Below are 13,928 nucleotides of genomic sequence, written 5' to 3' on the forward strand. Positions count from 1 at the left end.
TATCTATCAATAAAATCTACTTCTTTTTAAACAGATAGATGTTGGTTCCCGGAACGTCGGTTCCGGGAACAAGGGTTCCAGGGACCATCGTTCACGGAACCTGAGACGACCTCAAACCACCTTTTAACTACAAAGGATCCATAAAGGGAAAAATCACCAATATAGTGGGAAATATTGTTCTATTATTCAGAAATTATCTTGACTTCACCAAATAAAGACAGTATATTTATATTTAACGAAAGCGCTTCCGTAAATCGCGAGGGAGAATAAAATGACAACAATATATGACATTGCCAAAAAAACAGGTTTCTCCATTACAACCGTTTCCAGAGCACTTAATAATTATACGGATGTAAGTCCAAAAACGAAAAAGCTTATCCTAGAAGCAGTAGAGGATATGCATTATTATCCAAATTCAGTGGCTCGTACATTGTCAACGAAAAAATCTTGGGCGCTTGGCATTATATTTGTCGAAGACCTTGGCATCGGGATGAAGCATCCATTCTTTAATTCGGTGATCGAAGGTTTTAAAAAGAGTGTTGAACAAAAAGGGTACGATTTAATTTTCTTAAACCGATATGTCGGTGGTGAAAAAATGACTTATCTTGATCACGCTCTTCACCGGGGCGTAGATGGCATTGCCGTCGTTAGTTCCAACTATGATGATGTGGAAGTGGAGAAGATCATCGGATCCTCGTTACCAAATGTCATTATTGATTCCCATACTTCAAAGTCAAATGTCGTTTATAGTGATAACATGCGTGGCAGTGAGCTGGCGGTAGATTACCTTTATTCATTAGGACACCGAAACATCGCCCACATTTCAGGTCACTCAAAAACATTTGTAGGTTTAGAAAGACTAAGAGGGTTCAAGAGTGCAGTCGAAAAATATCAGCTTCACAATTCGTCTATAGCAGAGGGTGGACTTTTCTCTGTAGATGGTGGTTATCAAGCCATGAAAACTTTGCTCCAACTTGAGAACAGACCAACCGCTATTTTCGCAGCAGGAGATAATTTGGCGATAGGTGCCATGAAAGCAATTAAAGATGCAGGGTTGAACGTCCCAGACGATTTCAGCATCATCGGGTTTGATGATATTGAATTGTCCGGTCAAATCTCGCCGTCGCTAACAACCATTAAACAAGACATGGACAAGATTGGCGAACAAGCGGCAGAATTGTTATTACAACAAATCAATCATAAAACAGATCCAACCATATCCATTGTTCCAGTTGAGTTGATTAAAAGGGAAACTACTAAAGCTATCAAATAATTTATTAGTAGCTTAACCTTTTTCATAATTTCGAAAGCGCTTTCGCTCATGAAACAATAGAAGATATTTCAGTAAAAAGTAGATATACGCCATGTCTACTTTAAATTATCTGACAAATCGAAAGCGTTTTCGGTAATTTTTATTAATTCTAGGAGGTGACTACCGTCTGACCTGTTGTCCGTTACCTATTTTTTACTTAATTTTTTATTTGAAAAAATGAGAGGGGCTTGTTTATGAAAGTTAAAGTTTTTAGCTGGTTTATGATCTTTTTACTAATGCTTCCGAATTTCAGTATGCTTGTTCAAGCGAATGAGCATAGCGATGGAGAGGACGAAACGGTATTAGTAAACTTTGGTGAAAGTGGTGTTGAATACGTCCTTGAGGATTTTGGTGGTGCGGCATCTAGCTTCGCTGAAGATCCAACAGATGCGTCAAATGAAGTAGTTGAAGTAGTAAAAACTGAAGGTGCTGCCACATGGGCTGGAACGACCTTTGGCGAAGCACCAGGAAATACAATTCAGGCAATACCGTTTACTGAAGACAATACAAAAATGTCAGTAAAAGTGTTTTCACCTAAAGAAGGAATTGAAGTTAGACTTAAAGCTGAAGAACAGGGAGACCCTACACGTTCCGTTGAAACTGGAGCAGTGACAACGACTTCAAACGAGTGGGAAACGTTAGAATTTGATTTTTCAAATCAGTCTCCAGGGACAGAGTACTTAATTTATGACTATACGTTTAACATGATTTCAATCTTTTTCGATTTTGGAAATGATGGAACAGGGGATACGTATTACTTTGATGAATTAAAATTCTTTGGACAAGCAGGTCCTCCATCAAATGGAGATGTGAGTGAACCAGGAGAGAATGACAACACGTTATTCCTTATTGGCGGAGGAGAATCAAGAGCATTATCTGTTGAACCTGGAACTTCTGCAGAAGCAGATATATTGCCTCAATCTAGAGAAGCAATGGTTTATGAGATTGATAATGTGACCGGAGTATATAATGGATCCGGAAATACATTGGCTAATTTATACTTGAACGGTTTAGATATCGCATTAGACTTTGTAGCAAAAGCTTCCTACGATTTTAATGGAGATGGTAATTGGGATCGAACAGAAGAAACATCGTGGATAGCAACAGATGGAAATACACAGTCAGGAGCATATGAAGAATTCACGCGTGAATTCAATCAAAATGTAACAGGAGATTCTTATAGTGAGTTTACAAATGGGAGTATTCGAGTGGAAGTTTCACTAGCAATTGGTGGTAGTGACGGTGAGCTTAAGGTCAATGCACCTAATGAAGCTTCACGAATCGAACTTCCATATAGTTTGTCTTTTGATGGTTCTGAACCATCGTATCCAGGTGATGGAGACGAACCAACAGATCCAACAGAACCAGATTGGCAGTTAACATGGAGTGATGAATTTGAAGGAACTGAATTAGACACTTCAAAATGGAAAATTGACATCGGAAATGGTTTCTACGATGGCGACGAATGGATTGACGGGTGGGGAAATAATGAGAAACAATCCTACCAAGAAGACAACGTTCGAGTAGAAGACGGACGCCTTATTCTTGAAGCTCGTGAAGAAACAATAAGTGATGAGCATGGCGAATATGACTACACATCTGGTAAGGTTTTGACAGATGAACTATTCAGTCAAACTTACGGAAGATTTGAAGCAAGTATGAAACTTCCTGAAGGACAAGGCTACTGGCCTGCGTTCTGGATGATGCCACAAGATGACGTTTACGGTGGATGGGCATCCTCTGGTGAGATTGATATTATGGAAAACAGAGGTTCTGAAACAAATAAAGTGGGAGCGGCGATTCATTACGGTGATGTTTGGCCACGTAACACTTATTCAGAACAATCTTACACCTTCCCAGAAGGACAATCTACGACTGAATTCAATGAATATAGCATTGAGTGGGAGCCAGGTGAAATTCGCTGGTATGTCAATGATGAATTGTATTCTACGAAAACTGAGTGGGGAACAGCAAATGGTGAATATCCAGCTCCATTTGATCAAGAATTCTTCTTGATTTTAAATCTAGCCGTTGGCGGCTGGTATGGTGGCGACCCTGATGAAACAACAGAGTTCCCAGGTCAAGTGGAAGTTGATTACGTACGTGTCTATGAAGATGCGAACGCAGATCATCCCGAGCCAGGACAACCGACAGATCCAGGTGATGGTGACGGCGAAGATCCAGGAGACGGTGACGAAGAAACGCCACCAGTTGATGAATCAAAAGACTGGCAAGAAGTTGGCGACAACTTAATCATTGATGGCACATTTGAAGAAACAACTGAATTCGGTGATGAGCAGAATTCAATCGTATGGAACGTATTTAATCTAGGAGACTATGAAGGTTGGGCTGGTTTAGCTGAATTCTCTATCGTAGATGAAGAATTAAAAGCAACGATCCAACAAGTTGGTTGGGAATGGTGGCATATTCAGTTCATGCAAGATGTGACTGTGCCAGCAGGTACGTACAAAGTTGAATTCGATATGCGATCTGAACGCGACCGCAATGTAAGTGTAGAGCTTGCAGGATCCGAGTCAGGCATTATGGAATTCAATGTAGGAAGCTCCATGGAAACCTATGAAGGATACATCAATGTAGGCGCTGACGGAGAGTATAGGTTGATGTTCGGATTAGGAAGAGGAGAAGACGATCCTGAACTAGACGTTCCTTACGACCTCTTTATCGACAATGTAAGATTAGTAGAAGTTGTCGAAGGTGACGGTGAACCGTCAGAACCAACAGACCCAAGCGATATTAATTGGGAATTGACTTGGAGCGATGAATTTGAAGGCAATGAACTCGACACTTCCAAATGGCGCATCGATATCGGAAATGGTTTTTATAGTGGCGACGAATGGGTAGACGGATGGGGAAATAATGAGTCCCAATCGTATCAAGAAGACAACGTTCGAGTAGAAGACGGACGCCTTATTCTTGAAGCTCGTGAAGAAACAGTAAGTGACGAGCATGGCGAATACGACTACACGTCTGGAAAAATATTGACGGATGAACTATTCAGTCAAGCTTATGGAAGATTTGAAGCAAGCATTAAACTTCCTGAAGGACAAGGCTACTGGCCTGCATTCTGGATGATGCCTCAAGATGACGTTTACGGAGGCTGGGCAGCATCTGGTGAGATTGACATCATGGAAAACAGAGGATCTGAAACAGATAAAGTGGGAGCGGCGATCCATTACGGTGATCTTTGGCCTCTTAACACTTATTCTGCAGCAGAATATGACTTCCCTGAAGGACAATCTACGACTGAATTCAATGAGTATAGCATTGAATGGGAGCCAGGTGAAATTCGCTGGTATGTCAACGATGAATTGTATTCTACGAAAACAGAGTGGGGCACGAAGTATGGAGAATACCCTGCACCGTTTGATCAAGAATTCTTCTTGATTTTAAATCTAGCCGTTGGTGGCTGGTATGGTGGAGAACCTGATGAAACAACAGAATTCCCAGGTCAAATGGAAGTGGAATATGTACGTGTCTATGAAGATGCCGATGCAGAACATCCACCACCAGGAGAATGGATTGATCCAGGCGATGGTGACGAGCCAGGAGACGGAGACGAAGAAACGCCACCAGTCGATGAAACGAAAAATTGGCAAGAAGTTGGAGACAACTTAATCATTGATGGCAAATTTGAAGAAACAACTGAATTTGGTGATGAAAACAATTCGATCGTATGGAATGTCTTCAATATGGGTAACTACGATCCAAATGCTGGACTAGCAGATTTCTCTATCGTAGATGAAGAATTAAAAGCAACGATTCAACAAGTAGGCTGGGCATGGTGGCACATGCAATTCATGCAAGATGTGACCGTCCCAAGCGGCATTTACAAAGTTGAATTTGACATGAGATCTGAGCTCGATCGTAAAGTGAGAGTAGAGCTAGTAGATTCTAATTCAGGCATTATGGAATTTGATGTAGGAAGCTCAATGGAAACATATGAGGCATACATCAATGTAGGATCTGAAGGAGATTATAGGTTGATGTTTGGATTAGGAAGAGGAGAAAATGATCCTGAACTATCTGTTCCTTATGACCTCTTTATCGACAATGTGAGATTAGTAGAAGTTGTTGAAGAAGAAGAAACACCTGGAGAAGGCTTAGAAGTCCCATACAAAGATGGTGACGTTGGTGAAGAAATCCGTGAAATGAAACTGAAATTAACTTCACTTGGTTTCGGAAACTTCCCTTCTAATCCATCAGAAAATTACGGTCCTGTCACAGAAAGAGTTGTGACACAATTCCAAGAGTACTATGGCCTTGAAGTAACAGGCGAAGCAGATCAGGAAACGTTAGATTTACTGGATAGCATTTTGAACTCTGTTTACACAGATGGTCAATCTGCTCCAGAAATCAAACAGCTTAAATTAGATTTAACCTTACTTGGTTTCGGAAACTTCCCAACGAATCCGTCAGAAAATTACGGTCCAGTGACAATGGGCGTTGTAGCTGACTTCCAAGAGGCTAATAACCTAGTAGTAAATGGGATTGCAGATCCTGTTACACTAGCAAAAATTAGTGAACTTGTGGGAGAACTATCGTTTAAAGATGGCGATTCTAGTGAGGAAATCAAGTGGATGAAGCAGGATTTAACTAAACTTGGTTTTGGAAACTTCCCTGCTGACCCATCAGAAAACTATGGTCCGATTACAGAAAGTGTCGTGTCTCAATTCCAAGAATATTATGGACTTGAAGTCACTGGTGAGGCAAACCAACAGACACTTAACTTAATCAGAGACATCTTAACATCTGTTTACACTGACGGTAACACAGCTCCTGAAATCAGACAGTTAAAAGTTAATTTGACTTCTCTTGGTTTCGGAAACTTCCCTGTTAACCCGTCACAGAATTACGGTCCTGTCACAATGAGAGTCGTCTCAGACTTCCAAAGTGCACAAGACTTGGCTGTTAATGGCATCGCAGACCCTGTCACGCTTGCAAAAATCGCTGAACTAGCTATGGAAATCCCTTATGAAAATGGGGACACAGGCAAAGCAGTGAAATTGATGAAGCAACATTTGAGTCTGCTTGGTTTTGGAAACTTCCCTGCAGAGCCATCTGAACTGTTCGGACCTGTTACATCAGCGGTAGTCTTAAGCTTCCAAGAATACTACGGTCTTGATCACACAGCCGTTGCAGATCAACAAACGTTAGATTTCATGAATGAGCTATTCACATCTGTCTATACAGATGGAAACTCAGCTCCTGAAATCAGAGAGTTGAAATTGCACCTAACGGAACTTGGCTTTGGAAACTTCCCATCCAATCCATCAGAAAACTATGGTCCAGTAACATCTGGAGTAGTAAAACAATTCCAAGAAGCTTATGACTTAGCAGTTAATGGAATTGCAGATCCTGTTACATTAGCAAAAATTGAAGAGTTGTCTTAAAAAAAAACACAAAGAAAACCCCAAGTGATTAATTCACTTGGGGTTTTCTTTGTTTTGGTGAGGGTGGTGACGATGCCGGGTTCCTGGAACCGTTATTCCCGGAACTCTGGTCACCGGAACCACGGTTCCAGGAACAAACGTCCCTGGAACCAGCACACCGGTTAAAACCAACGTCATAATCCCTTGAATCGGCACCAAAATAGATAAGCTTTTTTCTGCTCATTTAGAGTTCCGGAGAAGTGATTTAAAATGGTCTGAATATCTATGAAATCGGGAGGACTTACATGGTGATTAGTGGGGTTTGGAAGGTAATATTGAATGGAGCTCCATTTGTAGTTTTCAACCTTAGAAGTAAATTTTCTGGGATTATCGTGTATGTATCGACTCACTCTTAAAATACCGTCGACTCCTCCGTTCTCAATTGATTTGAAACGATCGACAAACAGAGGGCCTCTTAATTCGTATTTCTTATTGTAATATTTAGCATAGGAGCGGTTTATAGGTCCCATAAGTTTAGTCAAGCTTTGGTATTGTGTGCGAAGTTGAAGGTGGTAGTGGGTCTTCATGAAGCAGTAAGAAAGAAGTTCTATCGGGGATTTTTGATGGGCTTCGTTAACTAATTGTAGAAAGAATGTCTTGTCTTCAGCATTTCGGAAAAGAGCGTCCTTCCTCGTCGCTTTTCCTATGACATGATAGTACTTGCTCGGATGCCACTCTCTTTTCGGTCTTCCCAAATTCATCACTCCTTTTAAATGTAATCTACCTTTATTAAATACTTATGGTTTTAGAAAAACAAGAGTAATTTCCAACAAAAATAGTAACTTTTCTAAAAGCAGGAGAGAAGTCGGTTCCAAGAACACTCGTTCTTGGAACCGACGTCACCGGAACCGACGTCACCGGAACCGACGTCACCGGAACCGACGTCACCGGAACCGACGTCACCGGAACCGACGTCACCGGAACCGACGTCACCGGAACCGTCTTCAGAAAAAACAAATACCACGTGAAAAAACCTTCAAAGTATCCGATATAACTACTAGCTTAGGAGAATTTGTTGGAGGAGAACATACATGGATTTGAAAAAAGCAAGAAAAGAAGCAGGAATGACACAGAAACAGCTCGGTGAACACGCGGGCATGTCGAAGAATTACATATATAGAGTAGAAAATAACAAACGACCTCTCAGCCACTCATTAAGAGTGAGACTCACCCATGCCATTGAAAAGTTTAAAAAAAGTAATCTCGTAAAATAATTCGAGGTTACTTTTTTTGAGGAGTGATCTACTAATTGTTGTTCTCACTAAGGGCTGAGGGCTTCATAGAAATTAAAACCGACTACGAGCAGGAACAAACCAGCCAAGCTGAGCTCAAACCAGCTACATATCCACTGCAAATGCTAGCCCCTCTCTCTATTATTAGATCTATATACTCAATTTTTTAGCTTAATAGAGTTGGAGGAGTCTAGTTTTCTAGTCATTTTCTTGTGAAAAATCCTCATTTGTTCGTTTTTCCAGAAGAGTGATGACATCTTTTAGTACTTATGTTCAAAATATAAGCTTAAATTATGCAGTTATAAGATATAGCTATCAATGACCCTCTACCAATAATGGTAATATTATGAATAGTTAATATATTTTAGTTTTAGGAGGGGAGCGGCTCGATTTTTCGTTAAGTGAAGCAAATATTATTAATTAAGGAGGCGGATGTATGAGACATAAAAATTTAGTAAAAGTGATTTCTTTGTTAACTGTTTTCTGTTTACTATTCACGATGAACCCGTTCTACGCTAGTGCAAAAAATGATGATTTTTTTGCAGAATCTGTAGCGATGGGAACGGATGGGATGGTTTCCACGTCACATCCGATCGCCTCTCAAGTAGGAGCAGATGTATTGAATAAGGGAGGGAATGCCGTCGATGCTGCGGTGGCCATTCAGTATGCGCTTAACGTCGTGGAACCGATGATGTCAGGAATCGGTGGCGGCGGATTTATGATGGTGTACGATGCTGATACAGATGAAGTATCCATCGTCAACAGTAGAGAAAGGGCCCCGGCAGGAGCGACGCCAGATATGTTCCTTAATGAAGACGGAAGCATTATTCCTTTCCAACAAAGAGTGAGACACGGAAATGCGGTAGGAGTGCCGGGAACATTACAAGGTTTAGAGGAAGCTCTTGACCGTTGGGGTTCTAGACCGCGCCAACAATTAATAACGCCTGCAATTCAGCTCGCTCAAAAAGGTTTTGAGGTAGATAATCAGCTTGCTCAAGCAATACAAAGTAATGAGGAAAAACTATCGTTATCAGCAGCAGCTGATGTATTTTTGCCTGGAGGAGAGCCCGTTAGCGAAGGAGATGTGCTCGTTCAATCTGATTTAGCCAACACGCTGAAATCCATTCGCTCTCATGGCGCGGATGCTTTCTATCACGGAGAAGTGGCCGAAGCTATTGCCGCTACCGTGCAGGATTTTGGTGGAAGCATGACCCCTGAAGACTTGGCTAACTATAACTTAACGATAGATGAGCCAGTTTATGGTGATTACAAAGATTTCACGATTGCTAGTATGCCACCGCCGAGTTCAGGTGGAACGTTTCTTATTCAAATGCTGAAGATTTTAGAAGACTTTGATTTGGGACAATATGACGTTCGCTCATTTGAAAAATATCATCTACTCTCTGAAACAATGAGACTGGCATACGCTGACAGATCGGCTTACGCCGGCGATCCGGAATTCGTGGATGTACCGGTAGACGGACTTCTTCACCCTGATTATATTGATGAAAGAAGAGCTTTGATTTCACTTGATTCTGTCATGACCGATATTGAACCTGGCGACCCGTGGAGTTATGAAGGTGGAGCAGCCGACTATGAAGTGGAAGCGACCGTTCATGACGCCGATAGTAAACCAGGGGAAACCACCCATTTCACCGTGGCTGACCGTGAAGGTAACGTCGTATCTTATACGAGTACGATTGAACAGGTTTTCGGATCAGGAATCATGGTACCAGGCTATGGCTTCATGCTTAATAACGAATTAACGGATTTCGATGCTACGCCAGGCGGTGCGAACCAAGTTGAGCCTCATAAACGACCGTTGAGTAGCATGACACCAACGATGGTTCTTGAGGACGGGAAGCCAGTCCTGACACTTGGCTCACCGGGAGGACCTAGAATCATTACAGCTGTTCTTCAAGTGTTCCTGAATATTGCAGAATACGATATGGATCTTGAAGAAGCAGTGAAAGAGCCTCGGATCTACAATACTCACACAACTGAAACGTGGTGGGAAGAAGGAGTGCCCGCGGATGTTCGCGCACAAATGACCGACTTAGGCCACCGCCTTCAGGCCAACCCGAATCTTGTAGGGAATGTGCAAACCATATTGATAGATGAAGCAACAGGAGAATTTGTTGGGGTTGCAGATGAACGAAGAGAAGGGGCAGCCATTGGTATTAACAGACCAGGGAATAGCTCAGGAAAAGGGAAAGGCCAAGGAAAGTAATCATAAGTGAGAAAAACCAGAGCCGGATGCATTCATGCGGCTCTGGTTTTTTTGTGAAAGGTTACTCGGGAGATTCGGTTGCGGACTACAAGGTCGGTCAAACGGAATACAAGAGAGCTCAAACCGACTACAAACCCCCTCAAACCAGCCACAACACTCATCATCCTTCACCTCAAAACTATTCCTCTTATTCTTCAAACAGCTGTTCCTTGTTTATCCCTGCTTCGTCAGCGATTTTCTTGAAAGTTTCTAAAGCAAACAAGGTTAAAGGCGGGATGTAACTGTTGTTGTTCCACACAACGGAAATGGAGCTGTGCAGGTTTTGGTTTTTTATATCTACCCCTTGGATTTGGTGAGAGGGTAAAAGGTCAATCATGTCTGTCGGCATCAAGGTGACGCCAATATCATGAGAGATTAAATTGGCGATGGTTAATAATTCAGGTCCGATGCCCAGCGTTTTCGGAATAAAACCAGCGGTCAGACAGGCATGCTCCAACGTTGAATGCAAAGAAGGAGACTTTTCAGGGTCATAGTGAAGAAACGTTTCATCTTTTAAATCATATAAATTCACTGAATCACAGCTGGCTAGAGGGTGGTTAGATGAAAGCACAAGTTGAACCTTGTGCCTAGAGAATTCTAAAATTTTCAAGTTGTCTTCTTGTGTCTGGCGAATACTGGTAGGTGTGCGAAATAAGCCAATATCGTATTCGCGGTTTTTAACAAGATCAATCACATGGGCCGAGGACGTTTCTTGAATATAAAATTCCATCTCGCCAAAGGACTGTTTCAGCTGATTCAGGAGATGAGGAATCCAATTACTGGCGGCTGATGGGACTGCGGCAATGTTTATTTTTGTTTGTGGAATGTTGCCAGAGTGCTCTATTTCTTGCAGCGTTTTTTCGATATTTTCAAAAGAAGGGAGTAAATGTTCATACAAAAATTTCCCTTCCTTTGTCAGTCGAACGTTTCTAGTGGTTCGAACAAGGAGCTTAAAGTTAAAATGATCTTCCAACATTGCAATTTGTTGACTTAATCCTGGCTGAGAAATGTGTAATTTCTTGGCTGCTTTACTGAAATTCAAACTGTCGGCCACCTCAAGGAAGTAGCGAAGGGCATGAAGATTCATAGTGGTCAAGTCTCCTTCTTTATGAATATGGTTTATTATAAAAAGTTATAAATACATCGTACAAGTGGTGGAGTGCCTGGGTCAATTTTATATTTATCCTAGTATGCTAGAGCGTGCGCGATAGTCAGGAAATATATTTATAATAGTAAGTTATAAATATATAACCAATAACTATTTCTCTTTCATTGAGCGCCGATGTTAAAGTTTTCCTATAAGCTGTCAATAGTGAAAGGGGATTGAATCTATGAAATCTGTCAATGAAGTACGCGTGCTGCAATTCGGTCTAGGGCCAATTGGGCTGGAAGTTGTGAAGAAAATGAAAGAGATTCATCAGTTGAATGTCATCGGGGGTGTTGATATTGACCCTGATAAAGTTGAAAAAGATCTTGGTGAATTAATCGGATCTGGAAACATGGGGGAAGAAGTCGTCTCTAGCTTAAATGACCTTCCCACTTCAGCCAAAGAGGAAGGAAACAAGGTGGCGATTCACTGCACTGGCTCTAATTTAGAAAAGATGTGGCCACAAATCAAAGAATTATTAGATCATGGATTCTCTGTGGTGTCTACTTGTGAAGAGCTATCTTATCCATGGCACCGGTACCCGGAACTATCGAAAGAGATCGATGCCTATGCAAAGGAAAAAGGGTTGGCTGTGTTAGGTACAGGGGTGAACCCAGGTTTTATCATGGATACGATGACACTCTGTTTAACCGCAGTGACAAATTCCGTTAGTGACATCAAAGTCCAGCGCAACGTAGATGTATCTAAAAGACGAGTGCCCCTTCAGAAAAAAGTGGGTGTAGGAATGACAACAGCGGAATTTGAAGTGCTTGCTAGTAAAAACCAAATTGGTCATGTTGGCTTAGAAGAGTCTGCTAGGCTGATTGCTTATGGATTGGAGATCGAGTTGGATAAAGTAACGAACAACATCAAGCCAACGATCGCTGTTGAAGATTTACACTTAGCTTTAGGAGATTTCAAGAAAGGTGATGTGAGCGGTCAGCATCAAATTGTTAAAGGGCATGCCACAGACGGCAGAACGATCACGCTCGAATTAATCATGTCAGCCGGGGTCACTCAAGAAGACCGAATCATCCTTGAAGGTGAAGAAAAGCTAGAGTTGGTGATCCCTGGTGGTATTTTCGGTGATACAGCCACAGCCGCTATGGCGATCAATATGGCTAAATTAGTTGGGAAAAATCATATTGAAGGATTAGTGACAATGGCAGACATTCCTCTACCTAGAAATCCATTTGCTCCTGCAGGCGCAAGAACAGAATCGGCAGCGACAATATCTTAGCTAAATTTAACATTTATTTCACTATTCGACCATTTTTATAAATAAATGGTTGTTGAAAATTCAGAATATAGATATAATTTAAAAGAAAGAGAAAACTGTAAGTTTTTTCAGTCGGGTCTTAAATAGGCTAGGTTAAAGGCTGTTGTTGATATTAGAGAGCTCCTTGAGAGTTTTATATCCACACCGATAACAGAGCCTGATATTAAAGAGAACAAAAAATTCATTAGGGGGTCATGTAAACATGAAGAAGTTCAAAACGTTGTTAGGAATGTCGTCAATGATGTTGATACTAGCAGCCTGTGGAGACAATGCAGAAGAAACCACAGGAAATAATGAGCCGGCAAATGAAAACGAAACGGAAGAGAATAATGGAAATAATGAAGAGGGTAATGAGGAAGCTTCAGGGGAATGGATGTCTGATGTGACTGTATTGACCGGTGGGGAGCAAGGGGTTTATTTCCCTCTAGGCGGTGCCATGGCACAGATCTTTAACGACGAAGTAGATGACGTCCAGGCTACTGGGGTATCAACGGGAGCATCCGTTGTAAATATTAATGATATCCAAGACGGAATGGGAGAGTTTGCTCTCGTACAAAATGACATTGCTTACTATGCACAAGAAGGAACGGTGATGTTTGAAGAATCATTGGACAACTTCTCTGGTATTGCTACGCTTTATCCAGAAGTCGTGCACATCGTCGCTACTGAAGACAGTGGGATCGAAACCGTTGAAGATTTAGAGGGTCAGCGTGTGGCTGTAGGTGACCAAGGTTCTGGTACTGAAGCGAACGCGAGCCAAATATTAGAAGCACATGGGATCACTTACGATGATATCAACCCTGAATACATGGACTTCGGGGATGCATCCGGAGGGATTCAAGATGGAAATATTGATGCAGCCTTTATCACTGCAGGAACGCCAACAGGTGCCATTGAGTCATTGCAAGCGAACCGTGACGTGGTCATTGTCAGCATTAACGAAGATGTCATTGGTGACATAACTGGCGAATACCCGTACTATACGGAATACGAGATTACTAGTGATGTCTATGGCACAGAGAATGACGCAACGACGGTAGCTGTGCAAGCGATGTTGATTGCCAGCAACGACCTTTCTGAGGATCAAGTATATGAAATGACGAAAGCGATGTTTGAGAACCTTGATGTCATTGAAGGAACTCATGCTACTGGTAGCAATATTACATTAGACACGGCACAAGATGGTATGCCGATCGACTTGCATCCAGGCGCAGAGCGTTATTTCGATGAACAATAAAT

Annotated in this window: 9 protein-coding genes; 7 read left to right on the forward strand and 2 right to left on the reverse strand. The window is 41.8% G+C overall.

Going from position 1 to position 13,928, the window contains the following annotated elements:
- The first annotated feature begins 271 nt into the window (after window positions 1-271).
- Together CR194_RS13535 and CR194_RS20585 are read left to right on the forward strand one after the other, a co-directional pair.
- Window positions 272-1,273 carry a LacI family DNA-binding transcriptional regulator gene (locus CR194_RS13535; RefSeq protein ID WP_110610225.1) on the forward strand — a complete coding sequence of 334 codons (1,002 nt, stop codon included), beginning with the start codon at window positions 272-274 and terminating at the stop codon, window positions 1,271-1,273.
- Window positions 1,274-1,506: 233 nt separating this feature from the next.
- Window positions 1,507-6,723 (forward strand): peptidoglycan-binding protein, encoded by a 5,217-nt coding sequence (locus CR194_RS20585; protein ID WP_233254364.1) that lies wholly within the window; start codon window positions 1,507-1,509, stop codon window positions 6,721-6,723.
- Window positions 6,724-6,896: 173 nt separating this feature from the next.
- Here the strand turns inward: CR194_RS20585 and CR194_RS13565 are convergent, their stop codons facing one another.
- Window positions 6,897-7,457, reverse strand: coding sequence for a transposase (locus tag CR194_RS13565; RefSeq protein ID WP_158282269.1), 561 nt, complete (start codon window positions 7,455-7,457; stop codon window positions 6,897-6,899).
- 80 nt (window positions 7,458-7,537) lie between these two features.
- Here CR194_RS13565 and CR194_RS20900 point away from each other — a divergent pair, with 80 nt between their 5' ends.
- From CR194_RS20900 to ggt, 3 genes are all read left to right on the forward strand, one after another.
- Window positions 7,538-7,756, forward strand: coding sequence for a pentapeptide repeat-containing protein (locus tag CR194_RS20900; protein ID WP_110610503.1), 219 nt, complete (start codon window positions 7,538-7,540; stop codon window positions 7,754-7,756).
- 37 nt (window positions 7,757-7,793) lie between these two features.
- On the forward strand, window positions 7,794-7,976 hold the full coding sequence (locus CR194_RS13575; RefSeq protein ID WP_110610227.1) for a helix-turn-helix domain-containing protein: 183 nt from the start codon (window positions 7,794-7,796) through the stop codon (window positions 7,974-7,976).
- A gap of 454 nt (window positions 7,977-8,430) precedes the next feature.
- A complete protein-coding gene (ggt, locus tag CR194_RS13580; RefSeq protein ID WP_110610228.1) occupies window positions 8,431-10,224 on the forward strand; it encodes a gamma-glutamyltransferase in 1,794 nt (597 codons plus the stop codon).
- Window positions 10,225-10,411: 187 nt separating this feature from the next.
- On the opposite strand, the gene CR194_RS13585 is transcribed toward ggt, so the two are convergent.
- Window positions 10,412-11,350, reverse strand: coding sequence for a LysR family transcriptional regulator (locus CR194_RS13585; RefSeq protein WP_110610229.1), 939 nt, complete (start codon window positions 11,348-11,350; stop codon window positions 10,412-10,414).
- 244 nt (window positions 11,351-11,594) lie between these two features.
- Between CR194_RS13585 and CR194_RS13590 the strand changes: the two genes are divergently transcribed.
- Together CR194_RS13590 and CR194_RS13595 are read left to right on the forward strand one after the other, a co-directional pair.
- Window positions 11,595-12,650 carry an NAD(P)H-dependent amine dehydrogenase family protein gene (locus CR194_RS13590; RefSeq protein WP_110610230.1) on the forward strand — a complete coding sequence of 352 codons (1,056 nt, stop codon included), beginning with the start codon at window positions 11,595-11,597 and terminating at the stop codon, window positions 12,648-12,650.
- A gap of 241 nt (window positions 12,651-12,891) precedes the next feature.
- The gene (locus tag CR194_RS13595) at window positions 12,892-13,926 is read left to right on the forward strand and encodes a TAXI family TRAP transporter solute-binding subunit (protein ID WP_110610231.1); all 1,035 of its coding nucleotides are present in this window, start codon (window positions 12,892-12,894) and stop codon (window positions 13,924-13,926) included.
- The last annotated feature ends 2 nt before the right edge of the window (window positions 13,927-13,928 follow it).

This window comes from Salipaludibacillus keqinensis (assembly GCF_003226325.1).
Taxonomy (GTDB): Bacteria; Bacillota; Bacilli; order Bacillales; family Salisediminibacteriaceae; genus Salipaludibacillus; species Salipaludibacillus keqinensis.

What these genes read in the sequence shown, in the direction of transcription:
- CR194_RS13535 (WP_110610225.1), top strand. Translation starts at nt 272, where the DNA reads ATGACAACAATATATGACATTGCCAAAAAAACAGGTTTCTCCATTACA.
- CR194_RS13595 (WP_110610231.1), top strand. Translation starts at nt 12,892, where the DNA reads ATGAAGAAGTTCAAAACGTTGTTAGGAATGTCGTCAATGATGTTGATA.
- CR194_RS13590 (WP_110610230.1), top strand. Translation starts at nt 11,595, where the DNA reads ATGAAATCTGTCAATGAAGTACGCGTGCTGCAATTCGGTCTAGGGCCA.
- CR194_RS13585 (WP_110610229.1), bottom strand. Translation starts at nt 11,350, where the DNA reads ATGAATCTTCATGCCCTTCGCTACTTCCTTGAGGTGGCCGACAGTTTG.
- CR194_RS13575 (WP_110610227.1), top strand. Translation starts at nt 7,794, where the DNA reads ATGGATTTGAAAAAAGCAAGAAAAGAAGCAGGAATGACACAGAAACAG.
- ggt (WP_110610228.1), top strand. Translation starts at nt 8,431, where the DNA reads ATGAGACATAAAAATTTAGTAAAAGTGATTTCTTTGTTAACTGTTTTC.
- CR194_RS20585 (WP_233254364.1), top strand. Translation starts at nt 1,507, where the DNA reads ATGAAAGTTAAAGTTTTTAGCTGGTTTATGATCTTTTTACTAATGCTT.